Origin of the sequence: Thioalkalivibrio sp. XN279, from assembly GCF_011089885.1 — a bacterium.
In the GTDB taxonomy this organism is placed as follows: domain Bacteria; phylum Pseudomonadota; class Gammaproteobacteria; order Steroidobacterales; family XN24; genus XN24.
In genome coordinates, this window is the sequence record NZ_JAANBD010000028.1 from 22,584 (window position 1) to 40,894 (window position 18,311).

At 69.6% G+C, this 18,311-nt stretch carries 23 protein-coding genes; 2 read left to right on the forward strand and 21 right to left on the reverse strand.

Going from position 1 to position 18,311, the window contains the following annotated elements:
• Window positions 1-2: 2 nt before the first annotated feature.
• The 12 genes from G8346_RS09760 to G8346_RS09810 form a co-directional block, all read right to left on the reverse strand.
• A complete protein-coding gene (locus G8346_RS09760) occupies window positions 3-245 on the reverse strand; it encodes a glutaredoxin family protein (protein WP_166050724.1) in 243 nt (80 codons plus the stop codon).
• Window positions 242-706, reverse strand: a complete 465-nt coding sequence (locus G8346_RS09765) for a SoxR reducing system RseC family protein (RefSeq protein WP_166050726.1) — start codon at window positions 704-706, stop codon at window positions 242-244. Before G8346_RS09765 ends, G8346_RS09760 begins: the two co-directional genes overlap by 4 nt.
• Entirely contained in the window at window positions 703-1,689 is a 987-nt protein-coding gene (locus G8346_RS09770; protein ID WP_166050728.1) for a MucB/RseB C-terminal domain-containing protein, read from the reverse strand. The genes G8346_RS09765 and G8346_RS09770 overlap by 4 nt, the downstream gene beginning before the upstream one ends.
• On the reverse strand, window positions 1,686-2,282 hold the full coding sequence (locus tag G8346_RS09775; RefSeq protein ID WP_166050730.1) for a sigma-E factor negative regulatory protein: 597 nt from the start codon (window positions 2,280-2,282) through the stop codon (window positions 1,686-1,688). Before G8346_RS09775 ends, G8346_RS09770 begins: the two co-directional genes overlap by 4 nt.
• Before the next feature lie 12 nt (window positions 2,283-2,294).
• Window positions 2,295-2,879 (reverse strand): RNA polymerase sigma factor RpoE, encoded by a 585-nt coding sequence (rpoE, locus tag G8346_RS09780; RefSeq protein ID WP_166050732.1) that lies wholly within the window; start codon window positions 2,877-2,879, stop codon window positions 2,295-2,297.
• A complete protein-coding gene (locus tag G8346_RS15140; protein WP_370520590.1) occupies window positions 2,827-3,351 on the reverse strand; it encodes a protein YgfX in 525 nt (174 codons plus the stop codon). Before G8346_RS15140 ends, rpoE begins: the two co-directional genes overlap by 53 nt.
• The gene (locus G8346_RS09785; RefSeq protein ID WP_166050734.1) at window positions 3,320-3,589 is read right to left on the reverse strand and encodes a succinate dehydrogenase assembly factor 2; all 270 of its coding nucleotides are present in this window, start codon (window positions 3,587-3,589) and stop codon (window positions 3,320-3,322) included. Before G8346_RS09785 ends, G8346_RS15140 begins: the two co-directional genes overlap by 32 nt.
• 25 nt (window positions 3,590-3,614) lie before the next feature.
• Complete coding sequence (locus G8346_RS09790) at window positions 3,615-4,397, reverse strand: succinate dehydrogenase iron-sulfur subunit (RefSeq protein WP_166050736.1); 783 nt, start codon at window positions 4,395-4,397, stop codon at window positions 3,615-3,617.
• A gap of 15 nt (window positions 4,398-4,412) precedes the next feature.
• Window positions 4,413-6,206 (reverse strand): succinate dehydrogenase flavoprotein subunit, encoded by a 1,794-nt coding sequence (sdhA, locus tag G8346_RS09795; protein ID WP_166050738.1) that lies wholly within the window; start codon window positions 6,204-6,206, stop codon window positions 4,413-4,415.
• Window positions 6,207-6,208: 2 nt separating this feature from the next.
• Window positions 6,209-6,589: a succinate dehydrogenase, hydrophobic membrane anchor protein gene (gene sdhD, locus G8346_RS09800; protein WP_166050740.1), complete on the reverse strand. Its 381-nt coding sequence runs from the start codon at window positions 6,587-6,589 to the stop codon at window positions 6,209-6,211.
• The gene (sdhC, locus tag G8346_RS09805; protein ID WP_166050742.1) at window positions 6,586-6,978 is read right to left on the reverse strand and encodes a succinate dehydrogenase, cytochrome b556 subunit; all 393 of its coding nucleotides are present in this window, start codon (window positions 6,976-6,978) and stop codon (window positions 6,586-6,588) included. The genes sdhD and sdhC overlap by 4 nt, the downstream gene beginning before the upstream one ends.
• Before the next feature lie 88 nt (window positions 6,979-7,066).
• Window positions 7,067-7,246: a DUF1674 domain-containing protein gene (locus G8346_RS09810; RefSeq protein ID WP_166050744.1), complete on the reverse strand. Its 180-nt coding sequence runs from the start codon at window positions 7,244-7,246 to the stop codon at window positions 7,067-7,069.
• Between the two features lie 97 nt (window positions 7,247-7,343).
• Between G8346_RS09810 and G8346_RS09815 the strand changes: the two genes are divergently transcribed.
• Window positions 7,344-8,177 (forward strand): folate-binding protein YgfZ, encoded by an 834-nt coding sequence (locus G8346_RS09815; RefSeq protein WP_166050746.1) that lies wholly within the window; start codon window positions 7,344-7,346, stop codon window positions 8,175-8,177.
• Window positions 8,178-8,685: 508 nt separating this feature from the next.
• Here the strand turns inward: G8346_RS09815 and lysS are convergent.
• From lysS to G8346_RS09835, 4 genes are all read right to left on the reverse strand, one after another.
• Window positions 8,686-10,182: a lysine--tRNA ligase gene (gene lysS, locus G8346_RS09820; protein ID WP_166050748.1), complete on the reverse strand. Its 1,497-nt coding sequence runs from the start codon at window positions 10,180-10,182 to the stop codon at window positions 8,686-8,688.
• A 17-nt stretch (window positions 10,183-10,199) separates the two neighbouring features.
• A protein-coding gene (gene prfB / locus G8346_RS09825) for a peptide chain release factor 2 (protein WP_166050750.1) occupies window positions 10,200-11,295 on the reverse strand; the annotation gives its coding sequence in 2 pieces (ribosomal slippage) (window positions 10,200-11,222 and window positions 11,224-11,295; 1,095 coding nt in all).
• An 87-nt stretch (window positions 11,296-11,382) separates the two neighbouring features.
• On the reverse strand, window positions 11,383-13,083 hold the full coding sequence (gene recJ, locus G8346_RS09830; RefSeq protein WP_370520592.1) for a single-stranded-DNA-specific exonuclease RecJ: 1,701 nt from the start codon (window positions 13,081-13,083) through the stop codon (window positions 11,383-11,385).
• Window positions 13,077-14,048, reverse strand: a complete 972-nt coding sequence (locus G8346_RS09835) for a hypothetical protein (protein WP_166050752.1) — start codon at window positions 14,046-14,048, stop codon at window positions 13,077-13,079. The genes recJ and G8346_RS09835 overlap by 7 nt, the downstream gene beginning before the upstream one ends.
• A gap of 12 nt (window positions 14,049-14,060) precedes the next feature.
• Here G8346_RS09835 and G8346_RS09840 point away from each other — a divergent pair, with 12 nt between their 5' ends.
• Window positions 14,061-14,432: an Mth938-like domain-containing protein gene (locus tag G8346_RS09840; RefSeq protein ID WP_166050754.1), complete on the forward strand. Its 372-nt coding sequence runs from the start codon at window positions 14,061-14,063 to the stop codon at window positions 14,430-14,432.
• Window positions 14,433-14,468: 36 nt separating this feature from the next.
• Here G8346_RS09840 and rpoS read toward each other — a convergent pair whose 3' ends face one another.
• The 5 genes from rpoS to surE are packed head-to-tail and all read right to left on the reverse strand — an operon-like array spanning window position 14,469 to window position 18,274.
• Window positions 14,469-15,512, reverse strand: a complete 1,044-nt coding sequence (gene rpoS / locus G8346_RS09845; RefSeq protein WP_166050756.1) for an RNA polymerase sigma factor RpoS — start codon at window positions 15,510-15,512, stop codon at window positions 14,469-14,471.
• Between the two features lie 29 nt (window positions 15,513-15,541).
• Window positions 15,542-16,300, reverse strand: a complete 759-nt coding sequence (locus tag G8346_RS09850; RefSeq protein WP_166050758.1) for a peptidoglycan DD-metalloendopeptidase family protein — start codon at window positions 16,298-16,300, stop codon at window positions 15,542-15,544.
• Window positions 16,279-16,857: a YqaA family protein gene (locus tag G8346_RS09855; RefSeq protein ID WP_166050760.1), complete on the reverse strand. Its 579-nt coding sequence runs from the start codon at window positions 16,855-16,857 to the stop codon at window positions 16,279-16,281. The genes G8346_RS09850 and G8346_RS09855 overlap by 22 nt, the downstream gene beginning before the upstream one ends.
• Window positions 16,857-17,492, reverse strand: a complete 636-nt coding sequence (locus G8346_RS09860) for a protein-L-isoaspartate(D-aspartate) O-methyltransferase (protein ID WP_166051860.1) — start codon at window positions 17,490-17,492, stop codon at window positions 16,857-16,859. Before G8346_RS09860 ends, G8346_RS09855 begins: the two co-directional genes overlap by 1 nt.
• A gap of 29 nt (window positions 17,493-17,521) precedes the next feature.
• The gene (gene surE, locus G8346_RS09865; protein ID WP_166050762.1) at window positions 17,522-18,274 is read right to left on the reverse strand and encodes a 5'/3'-nucleotidase SurE; all 753 of its coding nucleotides are present in this window, start codon (window positions 18,272-18,274) and stop codon (window positions 17,522-17,524) included.
• Window positions 18,275-18,311 lie beyond the last annotated feature (37 nt).

Consider the following 18,311-nt stretch of genomic DNA (forward strand, 5'->3'; position numbering starts at 1 on the left):
AGCTAGCCGGCGCCCAGCGCCGACCTGAGGCGCTCGGCATCGAGGAAATGCTTGCACACCACCTCGCCGTCGAGACACAGCACCGGGACGTCGCGGCCGAACCGCTCGACCAGCGCCGGCACGTCGTCGATGTCGACCAGGCTGATGCGCGTGTCCGGCCCCGCGACCTCGCGCACCGCGGCCTCCATCTGCTCGCACAAGCCGCAGTCGCGCCGGCTGTAGATCACCAGGCCGTCGCGCGTCATGCCTCGCCGCCCGCGCAGCGCTCGCCGTCGCTCAGCCCCAGCACCACCGGCTGCAGGGTCGCGTCCGCACCATGGCGCTCGCCATAGCCCCGCGCCCAGCGCAGGCCGAGGACCAGCCCGAGCCCTGCCCCGGCCACCGCGCCGAGTTCTCCCCCGGGCAGGACCAGGCCCAGCGCCACGCCGCCGGCCAGCGCGGCCAGCAGCGGCACCAGGTAGACCGCTGCCGCCGCCCGCAGCACGGCATCCTCGCTCAATCCGATCAGCACGCGGTCTCCGGGCGTCACGGGCACGGCGCCGGTCGCGGCCCGCACCTGGTGCAGCCGGTCACCGAGCAGCTTGCCGAGCACGCCGCCGCCGCAGCCGCGGCCTGCAGCGCAGCGGGCGCACTCGACCTGGCGGCGGCAGGCGACCAGGGCCCATTCGCCCTCGACCTGCAGCACCCGGCCGGTCTCCGTGATCAATTCCGCGTCGCCTCCGCCGCACGCAGCGAACGCGCCATGCGCTCGACAGTCTTGGGCGGCACCTCGCCCACGGCCGTCACCTGCCGTCCCTCGATGACCAGCGTGAAGGCGTGGGCGGCACCCATGCGCGACAGTCCGGCGAGTTCGCCGTCGGCGGCATCAACCGGCTCCACGAACAGCGACACCGAGGCGAGTCCGTCGGAGTAGACGAGATGCTCCACCGGGTGGTCGCCGCCGGGCAACGTGCGCACCCGCGACTCACTCAGCGTGAAGCCGGGCGGCGGATCAGCCACGCGCCACGCCGCCCCGGCCGCTGCGGGATCTTGCGCCGGGGCGCCCTGCTCGAACCAGGTGAACCCGTCCACCTGGACATCAGGCTGCAGCCGCGCGTCCGGGATCTCGGCCGGCACCACGATGCTCACGAACTGGATTTGTTCCACCGTAAGCCCGGCGGGGTCCAGCAGTTGCACCTTGAGCGGGATGGCCGTCAGCTGGTCGATCCAGAGGCGATGACCATAACGGAAGTCGTCCTGGGGGCGGATCTCGATGATGCTGGCATTGCGGCCGAGCTTGCTCTCCTCACCCGCCAGCTCGAAGGCATACCATTGCTCGATGTCGCTGGAACTCTCCAGCAGTGCGCCCAGCAGGGGGGCGCCGTGCCGGCTGCTCCTGCGCTCCACCAGCACTGTCTGCTGGTCGGCGAAGATGCAGGTCACCTTGCCGTTCTGGCGCAGGATCTCCCGGCCCGGCTGGTCGCGCGAGTACAGCCGCTCCGCAATCTGTCCGTCCACGGCGCGGTGGATCACGTGCATGGTCTCGATGCGGTTGCCCACCATGTGCACGAAGGTGCCCTCGTAGCTGAGGGACTCGACCGCGTTCTCCATGCGCGACAGCAACTCGCGCGCCTCGCCGGCGAACCCCGTCGCGGGCAGGACACACAGCAGGGAGGCGAACAGCGTCGGCCGAAGCTGAGACCGGGTCATTGCGGCTTGCCACCCTCCTCAGCTGGGACAGCCTCGCGGTCCGGCTCCGGCTCCTGGCCCAGGGCGGATTCCGGCTGGATGACAATGATGCGCGTGAGCGTGCCGCGCCCGCTCATCGCCGGCGCGTACTCGCTGTGATTGACGTAGTAACGCGTCAGGCGGTCCGGGCCGCCGCCGGCTGCACGCGTGTACACCGGCTGGATCATCGTGCGCTGCTCCGGCGCCGGAGACGCTACCTCGGTCGCGGAAAAATTGGGCGGCGGCAGCTCTTCCTGCCCGCCGGGCAGGGCGACCAGCGCGACCAGCGCCACCGACGCAGCGACCGCGAACCCGGCGGCCAGGCGGCCCGCGTTCCCGCTGCGGCGCACAGGCTCCGAAGACACCCCGGCATCGATCTCGGCACGCACTCGCTCGACCAGCCCTGCGGGACGCCCGGCCGGGAGCTCACCGCGCAAGGCATCGCCGATCAGGCTGTAGCGCAGGGTGGCGTCGCGCAACGCGGGGTCGCGCGCCAACCGTCGCACCGCCATCGGCACCTCGGCCTCCGGGAGCTCACCGTCCAGCAGTGCAGAAAGCTGCTCTTGCGCGTTCATATCATCATTCCCTTATTTCCCCGGCTCGAGCAGGGGCTTCAGTCGTTTGTCTATCGCCTCGCGGGCGCGGAAGATGCGCGAGCGCACCGTCCCTACCGGGCACTCCATCGCACCCGCGATCTCCTCGTAGCTCATGCCCTCGACCTCGCGCAGCACGATGGCTGTCCGGAGGTCCTCCGGCAGGGCTTCGATGGCGTCGTTGACGGTGCCGCGAATCTCCTCGGACAGGGCAATGCCCTCGGGCGTGTCTTCCTCGCGCAGGCGGCCGTGGAGCTCGTACTGGTCCGGGTCCTGCAGGTCCAGCCCGATGTCGTCCGCCCGCCGCTTGTTCGCAGCCAGCTGGTTCTTCGCAGTGTTGATGGCGATGCGGTACAGCCAGGTGTAGAAGGCGCTGTCGCCGCGGAAAGAGGCGAGCGCGCGGTACGCCTTGATGAAGGCCTCCTGCGCGACGTCCAGCGCCTCGTCGGGGTCGCGCACATAGCGGCCCACCAGCTTGACGATCTTGTGCTGGTACTTGCCGACGAGAATGTCGAACGCCGCCTTGTCACCCTGCTGGACCCTTTCGACCAGCAGCTGGTCGCTGCTCTTGGTGCCCATTCGGGCGCGCACCTCGGAATGCCGGCGTTAATGCTGCCGGCATTCTATCGCGTCCTTCGTGCAAAGCTGTAATGACTCTCATCCGTCGCCATTCGTCCGTAGTCAGCGCGTCTCTGGGCAGCAACACGCGCCACGCGGCGCCGCCAAGATCAAAATGCATGAACACTGCGGATTTTGTGACCACGGAAGTGCCCCGTAGTTCCATGCTGTCTCGGATATCCCCTATGCCGAGGCGCGCCCAGCCCGTGTCAGCGCGCCAGGCGAGCCCGCGCACCCCGCGCCCGCACGGGCGGAGCGCATGCCGCAGGGCGCAGCACAGGGACAGCGGCAGGAGGAGCAGGCACCACGCCGGCAACGCCGACACCAGGATCGCCACGCCGGCGAGGAAATGGCCGGCGGCCAGCCAGGAGGCCAGCGCCCGCGAGGCGCCGGGGCGGAACTCAATCAGCTCGTCGTAGGCACTCAAGGACACTCGCCAGGGCCTCTGTGTCCGGCGCCAGGCGACCGACCAGCAGCGCGTTGATCTCCGGGTCCTGCCACTCCAGCAGGTCCGCGAAGGCCGCACGCTGGGCCGCGCCGGCCTGCGGCCAGTCACGCTCCAGGTAACGCATCAGCAACACGTCGAGCTCGCGCATGCCGCGCCGGCAGCGCCAGCGCAGCCGGCCGAGCTCGGCGGGAGTGATGTTGCCTGCCGAAGAGGGCGAGGTCATGCGTGATTTCCGGGGGAAACCGCGCTTAATGCTGCCGCTCGGCGAGCTTGAGCTTGATCTCGGCGATGGCCTTGGCGGGGTTGAGGCCCTTCGGGCAGGTCCGCGTGCAGTTCATGATGGTGTGGCAGCGGTACAGCTTGAAGGGATCCTGCAGCGCGTCGAGGCGCTCGCCGGTGGCCTCGTCGCGGCTGTCCACGATCCAGCGATACGCCGCCAGCAGCGCGGCCGGGCCGAGGTAGCGGTCGCTGTTCCACCAGTAGCTCGGGCACGCGGTGGAGCAGCAGGCGCACAGGATGCAGGCCGAGGGCTCGTTGATCTTTTCCTGGTCGGCCTTGGACTGCAGCCGCTCGCTGTCGGGCGGCGCCGGCGTGCGCGTCTGGATCCAGGGCTTGATGGAGGCGTACTGGGCGTAGAAGTTGCTCAAATCCGGCACCAGGTCCTTGACCACCGGCATGTGCGGCAGCGGGTAGACCTTGACGTCGCCGCCCACCTCGTCGATGGCCTTGGTGCAGGCCAGGGTGTTGGTGCCGTCGATGTTCATGGCGCAGCTGCCGCAGATCCCCTCGCGGCAGGAGCGGCGGAAAGTGAGCGTGGGATCGATCTCGTTCTTGATCTTGATGAGCGCGTCGAGAACCATCGGCCCGCAGCGCTCGGTGTCCACCTCGTAGGTGTCCATGCGCGGGTTCTCGCCGCTGTCCGGGTCGTAGCGATAGACCACGAAGCGCTTCACCTGCTTCGCGTCCGCGGATGCCTGGAACTGCTTGCCCGGGCGAATCTTCGAGTTGGCCGGCAGCCTGAATTCAGCCATGTCAGCTCATCTCCCTCAGTAGGTCCGCGCCTTGGGCGGGATCGGGTCCGCGTCGCTGGTGAGCGTCTGCTGGTGCACCGGGCGGTAATCGAGCTTCACCTCGGCCGTCGCCGTGCGCCAGGCCAGGGTGTGCTTCATCCACTCGCCGTCGTCGCGCTCGGCGTAGTCCTCGCGCGCGTGCGCCCCGCGACTCTCCTTGCGGTTCTCGGCAGAGACGATGGTGACCAGCGCCTGGCCGAGCAGGTTGTCCAACTCGAGGGTCTCCACCAGGTCGGTGTTGAACACCATGGAGCGGTCGGCGACCTTCACGTCGGCGAAAGATGCGGCGATTTTCTTCAGCTTCTCCACGCCCTCGGCCAGCACCTCGCCGGTGCGGAACACGGCGGCATGCTCCTGCATGGCACGCTGCATCTCGAGGCGGATCTCTGCCGTGGGTCGCTCGCCGTCGGCGTAGCGCAGCCGGTCGAGCCGCGCGATGGTGGCTTCGCCCGCGTCCGCCGGCAGCGGCGCATGGCGCGTGCCGGGCTTGAGCGTGGCGCCGCAGCGCTTGGCCGCGGCGCGGCCGAACACCACCAGGTCGAGCAGCGAGTTGGAGCCCAGCCGGTTGGCGCCGTGCACCGACACGCAGGCCGCCTCGCCCACCGCCATGAGCCCGGGCACCACGTGCTCGGGATCGCCGTCCTTCAGCGTCACCACCTCGCCGTGGTAGTTCGCCGGGATGCCGCCCATGTTGTAGTGCACCGTGGGCAGCACCGGGATCGGCTCCTTGGTCACGTCGACGCCGGCGAAGATGCGCGCCGTCTCGGCGATGCCCGGCAGGCGCTCGTGGATCACCTCCGGACCGAGGTGCTCCAGGTGCAGGTGGATGTGGTCCCTGTGCTCGCCGACCCCGCGGCCCTCGCGGATCTCGATGGTCATGGAGCGGCTCACCACGTCGCGCGAGGCCAGGTCCTTGGCATTGGGGGCGTAGCGCTCCATGAAGCGCTCGCCCTCGTTGTTGGTCAGGTAGCCGCCCTCGCCGCGCACGCCCTCGGTGATGAGGCAGCCGGCGCCGTAGATCCCGGTGGGGTGGAACTGCACGAACTCCATGTCCTGCAGCGGCAGGCCGGCGCGCAGCACCATGGCGTTGCCGTCGCCCGTGCAGGTGTGCGCCGAGGTGCAGGAGAAGTAGGCGCGGCCGTAACCCCCGGTGGCGAGGATCACCGTGTGGGCGCGGAAGCGGTGCAGGTCGCCGGTCTCGAGGTTCCACGCCATGACGCCGCGGCAGGCGCCCTCCTGGTCCATGATCAGGTCGAGGGCGAAATACTCGATGAAGAACTGCGCCTGGTGCTTGAGCGACTGCTGGTACAGGGTGTGGAGCATGGCGTGGCCGGTGCGGTCGGCCGCGGCGCAGGTGCGCTGCGCCGGCGGGCCCTCGCCGAAGCGCGTGGTCATGCCGCCGAAGGGCCGCTGGTAGATCTTGCCTTCCTCGGTGCGCGAGAACGGCACGCCGTAGTGCTCCAGCTCGATGACGGCGTCCGGCGCCTCCTTGCACATGTACTCGATGGCGTCCTGGTCGCCGAGCCAGTCCGACCCTTTCACGGTGTCGTACATGTGCCAGCGCCAGTCGTCGTCGCCCATGTTGCCCAGCGCGGCGCTGATGCCGCCCTGCGCCGCCACGGTGTGGCTGCGGGTCGGGAACACCTTGGTCACGCAGGCCGTGCGCAGGCCCTGCTCCGCCAGCCCGAAGGTGGCGCGCAGCCCGGCGCCGCCGGCGCCCACCACGACCACGTCGTAGCTGTGGTCAACGATCTTGTATGCGCTCGTCATCTTCAGCGTCCTCCGAGGGCGATCTGCAGCACCGCCACCACGCCCACCGCCGCCGCAATGGCATGGACGAACTGGAGCGCCATCAGCAGCGGCACCTTCAACGCGCCGTGCACGTAGTCTTCTGCGATGACGCGCGTGCCGAGCTGCGAATGCCAGGCCGCGGTCAGCACCAGCAGCACCAAAAGCGCGGCGTTCAGCGGGCGGGCGATCCAGGCCACCAGCGCGGCGCGATCGCCGAGATCAGCGCCGAGCAGCGAAAAGGCGAACCACAGGCCGAGCAGCGCCAGCGCCACGGCCGTGACGCGCTGCTGCCACCACTGCGACGTGCCGTCGCCGGCCGGCCCCAGGCCGATGGCGCGGCCGAGTGGAGTGCGCAGGCTCATGCCCCACCTCCGGACAGCAACAGGCCCCAGGCAATCAGCGTGAGCGCAGCCGCGGCGACGAGCACGATCCAACCCGAACGGTAGACCTGCGCAATCTCGAAGCCCCGGCCCGAATCCCACCACAGGTGCCGGATGCCATTGCACAAGTGGTAGAAGAAGGCGAACACGCCGAGGAACAGCACGATCTTCACCGGCCAGGCGCCGAGCACCCCCAGCGCCGCGGCATACGCCGACTCGCCGGCCGCCAGCGCCGCCAGCCAGTAGACCAGCAGCAGCAGTCCGGCGGCGAGCGCCGCGCCCGTGAAGCGATGGGAAATGGACAGCACCGAGGTGATCTGCGGACGGTAGATCTGCAGGTGCGGCGAAAGGGGCCTCTTGCCGGCAGTCATGGGCCAGGTCCTCCTTGGCAGGACGAGCGCTTGGTCATGCGAACCATGGAACGGCGCACCGTCGAGGGACGAACGCGCCGCGAAAGTGTCAGAAGTCTATGCAACGGCCGTTCTTTTCCCAGTCGCCGTAACGCACCGGCTCCGGGCCCTCGCGTCCCCCGATTTCTTTCGGCAGCGGCCTGGCGGCGGTTTCGGACACAGGATCCACGCCGGCCTCGGCCGCTTCGCTGTCGGGACTGCCAGGGTTGTCTTTGGCCTGCTCGGACATGACTGAGGATTTTGCCATGCACCGCAACAACAGGCCAGCGCCGCGTGAACGCGCGGTAGAATTCCACGTTCGCCGGAACCCCTGGAGCCCAGTGCCGATGACCTCTCCCGCCTGCACCCTGCCCATGCTCGGAAGCCTCGTCGTCCGCGGCGACGATGCCCGCAGCTTCCTGCAGAACCAGCTTTCCTCGGACCTCGCCCTGGTGACGGACACGAGCGGCCAGCTGTCGGGCTGGCATGACCCGAAGGGCCGCGTGCTGGCGTTCCTGCGCGTGCTGCCGCATGCGGAAGGATTCCTGCTGGTCATGCACGCCGGGCTCCTGGCGACCGTCGCGCAACGCATGCGCATGTTCGTGCTGCGCGCCCGCGTCACCATCGAGGCCGGGCCCGCCGTTTACGGCGTCTCCGCGGAGGCGCTGGCGACGCTGCTGGGCCCGGGCATGTCATTGCCCGAGACCAGTCATCCCGAGTCGGGCGGTCCAGTGTCCGCCGGCGCGCTCCCCGCCATCGTCACCGGCCGCCGCAGCGCCCTGCGCCTGCCCGGCGCGGCCGGCTGGCTGGTCGCGGGCGAAGTGCCGCCCGAGCAGGTCGCCGACGACGCCACCGCCTTGGCCGCATGGGAACGCGCCGAACTCGAAGCCGGCCTGCCCGAGGTCTATCCCGAGACCAGCGGTGAGTTCGTGGCGCAGATGCTCAACCTCGACCGCATCGGTGCGATCAGCTTCACCAAGGGCTGCTATCCCGGCCAGGAGATCGTCGCCCGGGCGCACCACCTCGGCCGCGTCAAGCGCCGCGCCCAGGTGTTCCGCCTGCCCGGGCCGCCGCCGGCGCCCGGCGCCGTGCTGGACGAGCCCGCCGGCAAGGTCGTGCGCGCGGTGCCGCTGAACGGCGAGTCGCTCGTGATGGTCGTGGTCGCCGAGCCGGAGGGCTGACCTGCCCCGGTCGTGCACGCTTTCAGACCTGCCCGCGGGGCCGGACCGTCATCGCCCTGTCTCCCTCGGAAATCTTTATCTCGCTCGACAGGGCGATGACGTCCCGACCCCGCTGCCCCGCCACGGGTCCAGCCGAGCCGGGTGCAGTAACGCTCGGTCAGGCTCCCAGGCTAGCCGGCCGGCGATGTGCCAGACGTGGCTTGGCTACCGCCGCGCCATCGCAGTTCCGCCCAAGCATTCCGCGCGGACACCGACCTGCGCCGCCGGCCGCGGGCAAGCGGCCATACAGCCATAGCGCTGATACCGGTCGTACCGGCCAAGCCATCGCGGCCCCGGTGCGCTTGCGACGCTGACGAACCTCAAAGGCAGCGCGGTCGGGACGCACGATGCCCATCGAGCGATATAAAGATTTCCTGAGCGAGAGGGGCATCGTGCGGTCCGGCCGCGCGGTCAGGGCGGGGGCCACACGGCGGTCTGGGCGGGCCGTCGCGCGGCCGGGGGCACGCGGTCAGTCCGGATCGGCCTCCGGCCGCAGGTGCGGGAACAGCAGCACATCGCGAATCGACGGCTGGTCCGCGAACAGCATGACGAGCCTGTCCACGCCGACGCCGAGCCCGCCCGCCGGTGGCATGCCGTATTCCAGCGCGCGCACGTAGTCCGCGTCGTAGAACATGGCTTCCTCGTCGCCCGCGGTCTTTTGCTCCACCTGGGCGCGAAAGCGCCTGGCCTGCTCCTCGGGGTCGTTCAGCTCGGAGAAGCCGTTGGCAAGCTCACGCCCGCCGACGAACAGCTCGAAACGGTCGGTGAGGAAGGGATCGTCGTCGTTGGTCCGCGCCAGCGGGGAGACTTCCAGCGGATAGCCGGTGACGAAGGTCGGCTGCTGCAGGTCGGCCTCGACGGTATGTTCGAACAACTCGAGCAGCAGCTTGCCGGCGCCCCAGCCGGGCTCGGTATGGGCGTCGAAACGTTCCAGATACTCGCGCAGGTAATCCGCATCCCGGGCACGCGCTGGATCAAGCTCCGGATTGGCCTCCGCCACCAGGTCCTCCAGTCCAACGCGCCTGAACGCGGGCGCGAGGTCGACCTCGACACCCTGCCAGCTCAGCTGCGTCGTGCCGAGCACGGCGTCCGCCATGGTGCGCAACAAGTCTTCGGCGATGTCCATCATCGCCACCTGGTCGACCCAGGCCTGGTACAGCTCGAGCATGGTGAACTCGGGGTTGTGCCGCGTCGACAGCCCCTCGTTGCGGAAGTTGCGGTTGATCTCGTACACGCGCTCGAAGCCGCCCACCACGAGGCGCTTGAGATACAACTCGGGCGCAATGCGCAGGTACATGTCGATATCGAGCGCGTTGTGGTGCGTCACGAAGGGACGCGCGTTGGCGCCGCCGGGGATGGGCTGCATCATCGGCGTCTCGACCTCGAGGAAGCCGCGCGCGTCGAGATAACTGCGCATGAAGCTCACCATCTGCGAACGCAGCCGGAACACGCGGCGGCTGTCGGCGTTCATGACCAGATCGAGGTAGCGCTGGCGATAGCGCGTCTCGGTGTCCGCCAGGCCGTGGTACTTCTCCGGCAGCGGGCGCAGGCATTTCGCCACCATGCGGGCGCGGCGCACGCGCACGGTCAGCTCGCCTGTCTTGGTCTTGAAAAGCGTCCCCTCCGCGCCCACCAGGTCGCCCAGGTCCCAGGTCTTGAAGTCCTGGTACAGGCCCGCGGGCAGCGCATCGCGTTCGAAGAACAGCTGGATGGCGCCGCTCATGTCCTCGAGGCGCGCGAAGCTGGCCTTGCCCATGACGCGCTTGGCCATCATTCGTCCGGCCACCGCGACCTCTATCCCTTCCGCTTCCAGCTTCTCCTGGTCGAGCGTGCCGAACGCGTCCTGCAGGTCGCCGGCGCAGCTGTTGCGACGGTAGTCGTTGGCGTACGCCTCGCCCGTGCTGCGCTGCGCCTCGAGCTTGCGGCGACGCTCGGCGATCAGGGCGTGCTCTGGCTGTTCGGACATGTCGATTCCCCGTGCGGTCAGAGGCCTTGCTTCAGGCTCGCCTCGATGAACTGGTCCAGGTCGCCGTTGAGCACGGCCTGGGTGTTGCCGACCTCGACGCCGGTGCGCAGGTCCTTGATGCGGGACTGGTCGAGCACGTAGCTGCGGATCTGGCTGCCCCAGCCGATGTCGGCCTTGGTCTCTTCCAGCGCCTGGGCCTCGGCGCGCCGCTCCTGCATTTCCTTCTCGTAGAGCTTGGCCTTGAGCTGCTTCATGGCCGTGGCCTTGTTCTTGTGCTGGCTGCGGTCGCTCTGGCACTGCACCACGATGCCGCTGGGCCCGTGCGTGATGCGCACGGCGGACTCGGTGCGGTTGACGTGCTGGCCACCGGCGCCGCTGGCGCGGTAGACGTCGATGCGCAGGTCGGCGGGGTTGATCTCGATGTCGACCTCGTCGTCCACCTCGGGCGAGACGAACACGCCGGCGAAGCTGGTGTGGCGCCGGTTGCCGGAATCGAACGGCGACTTGCGCACCAGGCGGTGAATGCCGGTCTCGGTGCGCAGCCAGCCGTAGGCATAGGGACCGGTGACATGGACCGTGGCGCTCTTGATGCCGGCGACCTCGCCCTCCGAGGCCTCGATGATCTCGGCCTGGAAGCCGTGCGCCTCCATCCAGCGCAGGTACATCCTGAGCAGCATTTCCGCCCAGTCCTGGGCCTCGGTGCCACCCTGCCCCGCATTGATGTCGACGAAGGCGTTGTGTTCGTCCATGGCGCCGGAGAACATGCGCCGGAACTCAAGGTCGCCGACTTTTTTTTCCAGCGAATCGGCGTCGGCGGCGATGCCGGCGACGGTATCTTCGTCCCCTTCCTCGATGGCCATCTCGAGCAGGTCGCGGCCGTCGTTCACGCCGCGCGAAATCTGGTCGAGGACGGCGACTACACCCTCGAGCTGGGCGCGTTCCCGACCCAGGGCCTGGGCCTGCTCCGGCTTGCTCCAGACGTCGGGGTTCTCAAGCTCGCGCATGACTTCCTCGAGCCGCTCTTTCTTGCCCGGGTAGTCAAAGGTACCTCCTCAGGGCATCGGCCCTGTCGGCGAGGTCGTTCAGTTGCTGGCGAAGCTGCGCGGTTTCCATGGCGATGAGTGTTTTCGCTGCTCAGGGCAAACGCGAATTCTACCACGCAGCCTGCAGCTGACGGCGGCCGCGAGCGGGCGGTGCGGCTCAGGCGGGCTCGAGGTATTCGACCACCAGCTGCGCGGACCTGAGACCGTTGTACTCGTTCACGTCGAGGCGATACGCGAGGCGCAGGCGCGCCGGTCGCGCGTTGCCGAGACGGTCCGCCTGGCGGAACGCAATGGCATCCATGATGCGCCGCCCGCCCGCCGGGCGAACCCGCATCTTGAGATGGTCAAGACCCACCGTGCGCGCATCGAGCAGCTCGAAGCAGCCATCGAACAGCGGCTCAGGAAACCCCTGCCCCCACGGCGCGGCATCGCGCAGCAGCTCAGCGGTGGCCAGGCCCAGTGCCTCTTCCGGCAGTTCGCCGTCGGAAACGATCTCCCCGTCCAGCAGCCCGGGTTCCAGTCGCGCAGCCACAGCCGCGGCCAGCGCCGCACGGAAATCGTCCAGCCCGGCCGGGGCCAGCGTCAGCCCGGCCGCCATGGCATGGCCGCCGAAGCGCTCCATCAGCCCGGGATGCGTGGCATCGACATCCGCCAGGGCATCGCGGATGTGCAGCCCGGGCACCGAGCGCGCAGAGCCCTTGAGCATGCCGCTGTCGTCTGCCGCGAAGGCCACGACGGGCCGGTGATAGCGCTCCTTGAGGCGTGCCGCCACCAGTCCGACCACGCCGCTGTGCCAGCCGGCCCGGTGCACGCACAGCACCGGCGGCAGGCGGCCCGCCGCGGGCTCCAGCCCGGCCACGGCGCGCAACGCCTCCTGCTGCATCTGCGCCTCGATCTGCTTGCGCTCCTCGTTCAGGCTCGACAGCAGCATGGCCAGCTCCTCCGCACGTCCGGGGTCGTCGCTGAGCAGGCACTCGATGCCCACGGACATGTCGTCCAGCCGCCCGGCGGCGTTCAGGCGCGGCCCGGCGGCAAAGGCCAGGTCGGTCGTCACGACGGTGCGCGGGTCGCGGTTGCCGGCGCGCAGCAACGCGGTCACGCCCGGACAGCAGGCGCCGGCCCGGATACGGCGCAGCCCGTGCTCGACCAGGATGCGGTTGTTGCGGTCCAGCGGCACCAGGTCGGCCACCGTGCCCAGCGCGACGAGATCCAGCAGGCCGGGCACCAGGCCCTTGTCGGCGCCGAGCTGGCGCGCCAGCGCCGCGGCCAGGTAGAACGCCACGCCCACCCCGGCCAGGCAGCGGCTGGGGAACGCCTGTCCCGGCAGCGCCGGATTGACGATGGCCGTGGCCGCCGGCAGCGTTTCGCCCGGCAGGTGGTGGTCCGTGACCAGCACTTCCATGCCGAGTTCGCGTGCCAGCGCCACGCCGGCGTGGCAATTGATGCCGCTGTCGACCGTGACCAGCAGCGCTGGCGCGTGCTGCTCGGCATCGCGCACCAGTGCCGTGCTGAGGCCGTAGCCGTGCACGAAGCGATCGGGCACGAGGTAGGACACAGCGGCGCCGAGTGCGCGCAGCACGCGCACCAGCAGCGCGGTGCTGGTGGCGCCGTCGGCGTCGAAGTCACCGATCACCAGGATGCGCGAACCGCGCGCGACGTGCCCGGCGAGCAGCGCGGCCGCCGCTTCGACACCCTCGAGGCTGCCGACCGGGGCCAATCCGCCGAGCCCGAGATCGAGCTCCGCCGCAGCGCGCACGCCGCGCGCGGCGTACAGGCGCGCCAGCACCGGCGGCGAACCCGCCAGCGCCGCCAGCGCGGCGGCATCGACGTCGCGGCGGCGGATGGGCCGGGTCAGCACGCCAGCGCCCAGTGGCGCGGACGCCGCCAGAACTGCAGCAGGCCGGCTGCGCCGAGTTCATGCGTGGCGCGACCCGTGGCAAGGCGCAGGCGCATCCCGGGGCTGCGCCTCAGCCGTGCGAGCAGCGGTGCAATGACCTCGCGATCGATCCGTGCCAGCGCCTCGACCTGGAATGCTTCGGGCGCCAGCGCCCAGGTTGGTGCCTCGTCGCGCGCGCCCGACTGCAGCGGCACGACGCCGAGACGGCGTAATCCCGCGAGATACGGCTCGCCCGCTCCGGGGACGGCCGGCACCTCGACCGCTGCGCGCGCGGGCAGCTCAAGCCGCCCGCCGCCCCAGGGGTGCAGCCCGGCCACCAGTGGCAGGCCCTGCTCACGCCGCGCTGCATTCACAGGGTGCGCGAAGAACAGCATTTCCGCCTCCGACAACAGCTTTCTCAGCGCGGGCTCCGGCGGCGCCGGCCGATGCGCCGGGTCGAGCAACAGCGACGGCGTCGCAAAGCCGCGCCAGGGCACGCCTGCGCTCTCCTGCCAGAGGTACCAGCGCACCGGCGTGGCCACCTGCAGCCGCACGCCGTCAGCGGCGAAAGCTGCGTTGAAGCCTGCTGCAAGCGCCTGCGCCTCTGCCGAGGTCAGGGCCAGCGCTGGCGCCCGCAGGCGGAACGCCCCGCGCTGCTCGGCGTCCATGCCCAGCGGCTCCACCCGCAGGCAAGCAGACGCGGCCGCGCCGAGATCAGCCAGCGCGCTGACCGGGCCGACCGGCCAGCGCCCCAGGTCGCCGCCCGCCTGCGCCGCCAGCAGCGCCCAGCAGCATCCGCCCGGGCGCGACCGCGCGCGCGCCAGCAAGCGTTCGAGCGCCGGCAGGCGCGGCGCGTCCTGCTGCGCGACCGTCTCCAGGCCGGGGAGAAAAAGGGTGGACCGGGTGGGCACGATGTCGTTACGTCTTGAGCTCGGGAGCAGATCCATTATCGTAACCGGATGCGACTGACACTCGACAGCCGGCCCGGCGCCAATCTCGTCACCCGCATCGGGCCCGCGGGCATCCAGGTGGGCGAAGACGTCCTGGACGCCAGCTTCATCATCAGCCCCGGCGAACTCCTGCGCCGCTGGGCAGTGAGCGACGCCGCCACCCTCGACCTGGCGGCACTGGCGCCGGCGCTGGCGCTGGAACCGGAGATCCTGGTGCTCGGCACGGGCGCCCGCATCCAGTTCCCGGCGCGCGCGCTGTTCGCGGAACTCGCCGCTAAAGGCATCGGCCTGGAAGTGATGGATACTGCGGCCGCCTGTCGCACCTACAACGTGCTGGCTGGCGAAGAGCGGGCGGTGGTGGCCGCGATCATCCTGCCCTGAGCGTCCTGCAACGGGCCGCGCGTGGCGCCGGCCCCTTCAGTCCAGCAGCGTGTCCAGGGACAGGCCGTGGCTCTCCATGATGCTGCGCAGCCGCGCGAGCGCGTCGAGCTGGATTTGCCGTACCCGCTCGCGGGTCACGCCGATCTCCTCTCCCACCTGCTCCAGCGTGAGCCGCTCGCAGCCGTGCAGCCCGAAACGCCGCTCCACCACCGCACGCTGCTTGTCGCTGAGGCGCTCAAGCCAGTGCTCCAGCACCATGTGCACGTCGTCGAGCTGCGCCAGGTTGGCGGGCTCCATCTCTTCCGCGCCGGGCAACAGGTCGAGCAGGTTGCGCTCGCCGTCCCGCCCCTGCACGTTGGCGCTGGTGACCTGCCGATCATTGAGACCGAGCGCACGCGACACGTCGTCCGGCTCGCAGTCCAGCGCCGCCGCGATCTCCTCGGCCGTCGGGTCGCGGTCCAGCTCCTGCGTCAGGCGTCGTGCGGTGCGCAGGTAGACGTTGATCTCCTTGAGCACGTGAATCGGCAGCCGGATGGTGCGGGTCTGGTTCATCAACCCGCGCTCGATGGCCTGCCGGATCCACCAGGTTGCATAGGTCGAGAAGCGAAAGCCTTTCTCCGGATCGAACTTCTTCACCGCATGGATCAGGCCGAGGTTGCCTTCCTCGACCAGGTCCAGCAGCGGCAGGCCGCGGTTCATGTAGCGCCGGCTGATCTTCACCACCAGGCGCAGGTTGCTCTCGATCATGCGCTTGCGCGCCGCCTCGTCACCGGACCGCGCACGGCGCGCGAAGTACACCTCTTCCTCGGCGGTCAACAGGGGAGAGAAGCCGATCTCCGAGAGATACAGGCGGGTCGCGTCGGGGGCTTCGCCGTCTGCGTGGCGGGCATGGGGTGCAGTGGACGCAGCGGCATCGGGATCGGCATCGGCATCGGCATCGGCATCGGGCTCATCGACCACGGCGTCGTCCCCGAAAGCCCCGTCCTCGACGGCGGCAAGTTCCGGCTCGTCCGTGTCGATTTCCGGCGCCTCGTCGACGTCGGGACTGCGACCTTCGTCCTTGTCGCGCTTCTTGCCCATGTCGCCCCAGTGCTTGATCGGAACCCGTTTCAGGGACCCTGCCGGACCGGCAAATAAACGACCGGATCGATCGGCTTGCCGTCCCGCCTGATCTCGAAGTGCAGCAGGGGACGGTCGCCGGGACCTCGCCCCATCAGGGCGATGACCTGTCCGGATTTCACCTGGTCCCCCTCCGCGACTCTCAGCGACTGGTTGTAACCGTAGGCGCTGAGATACGAATCGTTGTGCTTCAGGATAATAAGCTGGCCGTAACCGATCAGTCCACTACCGCTGTAGACCACCTGGCCGTCCGCTGCAGCAAGAATTTCCAGGCCGTCCCGTCCCGCAATACCGATCCCGGTCGGATTCCGACGGCTCTCGCCGAAGCGCCAGACCATCGCTCCCTGTGCCGGCCAGCGCCATTGCGGCGCAGGCTGGTTGGCGCCCTGCCGCGGCGGCACCGTGGTGACTCGCGGCGGCGCAGCGTCGCCCGCTCGCTGCGGTGGCGCGGTTCTCACGACCGGCCCCGTGCCGCCGCGCGCCGGCTTCAGGCGAATGTGCTGGCCGGGATAAATGCGGTTGGCATCGGTGATGCCGTTCCAGCGCGCCACCTCGCGCCAGTCCAGCCGGTAACGGAAAGCGATCTGGAACAGCGTGTCGCCCCGCTGCACCACGTGGACGTCCGGCCTGTCGGCGACGCTCTGCTGGGGAGGATAAGGATCCCAGCGCGTCAGTTCGGCGCAGCCGGCCGAGACGATCAGCGCGGCCACGAGCAGCCAGCGCCAGGTCACGCCTGCACGATGAACCACGCCAGCAACAGCAGCGCGACGAGCAGCCAGCCGAGGAACTCGACGTTGTGGCGCAGCTTCTGCTCCATTGGCGCCCCGCCCCAGCGGATCAGCCCGGCGACGAGAAAGAATCGTCCGCCCCGCCCGACGATGGATGCCAGCACGAAGGCCGGCAGGAACATGGCGAGCGCGCCGGCCGCCACGGTGAACATCTTGTAGGGAATGGGCGAGAAACCCGCCGCCAGGACGGCCCAGAAACCCCAGGTCTCAAACCAGTCCCGGGCCTGCAGGTAGCCTTCCCAGTAACCGGCGGAAACCAGCCAGGGCTCGATGGCTTCCAACGCGAAGTAGCCAATTGCATAACCCAACAAGCCGCCGGCTACCGAGGTGAGCGTCGTCAGCAGGGCCAGGCGCCAGGCACGGTCGGGCCGCGCCAGCGCCATCGGCGCCAGCATCACGTCAGGCGGAATGGGGAAAAAGCTGGACTCGGCAAAGCTCAGCCCGCCGAGATACCACGGTGCCTTGGGATGCGCCGCCCAGCGCAGCACGCGGTCGTACAGCGGCCCGAACAGGCGCATCAGGCGGTACCGCCGAGCAAAGGCACGAAACTCACCAGCCCAAGGCTGCGCCGCTCGTACTGGTCGCCGTGACGGGTGATTTCCAGCAACTCCTGGCGGCCGCGGGGCCCGACCGGAATCACCATCCGGCCGCCGTCCTCGTCCAGCTGCTCGAGCAACGCCTGCGGCACCTGGTCCGGGGCCGCAGTGACGAGAATGCCGCCAAAAGGCGCATGACGCTTCCAGCCCTCGAAGCCGTCCCCATGGCGCAGATGGACGTTGTAGAGGTCCAGCGAGCGCAGCAGGGGGCGTGCACGCCTGACCAGCGGCGCGAGGCGCTCGATGCTGTAGACCTGCGGCACGATGCCGGCCAGCACCGCGGTCTGGTAGCCGCAGCCGGTGCCGATCTCCAGCACCTTCTCCGGCGTCGGCTCGGCCACGATGGCCTCGGTCATGCGCGCGACCACCCAGGGCTGCGATATGGTCTGCCCCAGCCCGATCGGCAGCGCCGTGTCCTCGTAGGCGCGACTGGCCAGGGCCTCGTCGACGAACAGGTGGCGCGGCACGCTGCGGATCTGCTCCAGCACGCGATGGTCAGAGATGCCCTGCTCCTTCAGGCGCTGCACCAGCCGGTCGCGCGTGCGGGCCGAGGTCATGCCGATGCCGTGGTGGTCCAGGCGGTCGTTCACCCGCCGTCTCTCCCGAGCCAGTCCGCGATTTTCTCGACGTGCTCGTGCCGCGTGAGATCCACCTTCAGCGGTGTCACCGCCACCCGGCCCGACTCGATGGCGTGAAAATCGGTGCCCGGTCCCGCATCCTGGCCGGGGCCGGCGAAACCCACCCAGTACAGCGGGCGACCGCGCGGGTCGGTGCTGCGGATCACCGGCTCCGCCTTGTGGCGGTAGCCGAGGCGTGTCGCCTCGAAGCCGTCCAGCTCTTCCCAGGCGACATCCGGCACGTTGACGTTGAGGATGGTCTGCGGCGGCAGCTCACGTTCCAGCGCCTGTTGTACCAGGCGCCGGGCCACCCGCCCGGCCGTGTCGAAATGACGGTGCTTGCCCCACACCAGGGAAATGGCGATGGTCGGCAGGCCGAGGAACCGACCCTCCATGGCGGCCGCCACGGTGCCCGAGTAGATCACGTCGTCGCCCAGGTTGGCGCCGTCGTTGATACCCGAGATCACCATGTCGGGCTCCTCGTCCAGCAGGCCGGTGAGGGCCAGGTGGACGCAATCCGTCGGCGTGCCGTTGACGAAGTAAAAGTCAGGCCCGACCTCGGTGAGGCGCAGCGGCTGCTCCAGCGTCAGCGAATTGCTGGCGCCGCTGCAGTTGCGCTCGGGCGCGACGATGACGATGTCGGCGAGGTCGCGCAGGTGCTCTGCGAGACAGCGCAGGCCCTCGGCGCGATAACCGTCGTCATTTGCAAGCAGGATTCTCAAGGGTGGACAACCGGCCCCGGAAGATGGCAGTTACTAT

Excerpts from the sequence above, each read along its gene's own strand:
- sdhD (WP_166050740.1), bottom strand. The coding sequence starts at position 6,589 with ATGAGCCTGCGCACTCCACTCGGCCGCGCCATCGGCCTGGGGCCGGCC.
- G8346_RS09860 (WP_166051860.1), bottom strand. The coding sequence starts at position 17,492 with ATGACCTCGGCCCGCACGCGCGACCGGCTGGTGCAGCGCCTGAAGGAG.
- G8346_RS09775 (WP_166050730.1), bottom strand. The coding sequence starts at position 2,282 with ATGAACGCGCAAGAGCAGCTTTCTGCACTGCTGGACGGTGAGCTCCCG.
- G8346_RS09770 (WP_166050728.1), bottom strand. The coding sequence starts at position 1,689 with ATGACCCGGTCTCAGCTTCGGCCGACGCTGTTCGCCTCCCTGCTGTGT.
- G8346_RS09760 (WP_166050724.1), bottom strand. The coding sequence starts at position 245 with ATGACGCGCGACGGCCTGGTGATCTACAGCCGGCGCGACTGCGGCTTG.
- sdhC (WP_166050742.1), bottom strand. The coding sequence starts at position 6,978 with ATGACTGCCGGCAAGAGGCCCCTTTCGCCGCACCTGCAGATCTACCGT.
- G8346_RS09810 (WP_166050744.1), bottom strand. The coding sequence starts at position 7,246 with ATGTCCGAGCAGGCCAAAGACAACCCTGGCAGTCCCGACAGCGAAGCG.
- lysS (WP_166050748.1), bottom strand. The coding sequence starts at position 10,182 with ATGTCCGAACAGCCAGAGCACGCCCTGATCGCCGAGCGTCGCCGCAAG.
- rpoS (WP_166050756.1), bottom strand. The coding sequence starts at position 15,512 with ATGGGCAAGAAGCGCGACAAGGACGAAGGTCGCAGTCCCGACGTCGAC.
- rpoE (WP_166050732.1), bottom strand. The coding sequence starts at position 2,879 with ATGGGCACCAAGAGCAGCGACCAGCTGCTGGTCGAAAGGGTCCAGCAG.
- G8346_RS09835 (WP_166050752.1), bottom strand. The coding sequence starts at position 14,048 with ATGGATCTGCTCCCGAGCTCAAGACGTAACGACATCGTGCCCACCCGG.
- sdhA (WP_166050738.1), bottom strand. The coding sequence starts at position 6,206 with ATGACGAGCGCATACAAGATCGTTGACCACAGCTACGACGTGGTCGTG.
- G8346_RS09840 (WP_166050754.1), top strand. The coding sequence starts at position 14,061 with ATGCGACTGACACTCGACAGCCGGCCCGGCGCCAATCTCGTCACCCGC.
- G8346_RS09855 (WP_166050760.1), bottom strand. The coding sequence starts at position 16,857 with ATGCGCCTGTTCGGGCCGCTGTACGACCGCGTGCTGCGCTGGGCGGCG.
- G8346_RS09790 (WP_166050736.1), bottom strand. The coding sequence starts at position 4,397 with ATGGCTGAATTCAGGCTGCCGGCCAACTCGAAGATTCGCCCGGGCAAG.
- G8346_RS09815 (WP_166050746.1), top strand. The coding sequence starts at position 7,344 with ATGACCTCTCCCGCCTGCACCCTGCCCATGCTCGGAAGCCTCGTCGTC.
- G8346_RS09785 (WP_166050734.1), bottom strand. The coding sequence starts at position 3,589 with ATGACCTCGCCCTCTTCGGCAGGCAACATCACTCCCGCCGAGCTCGGC.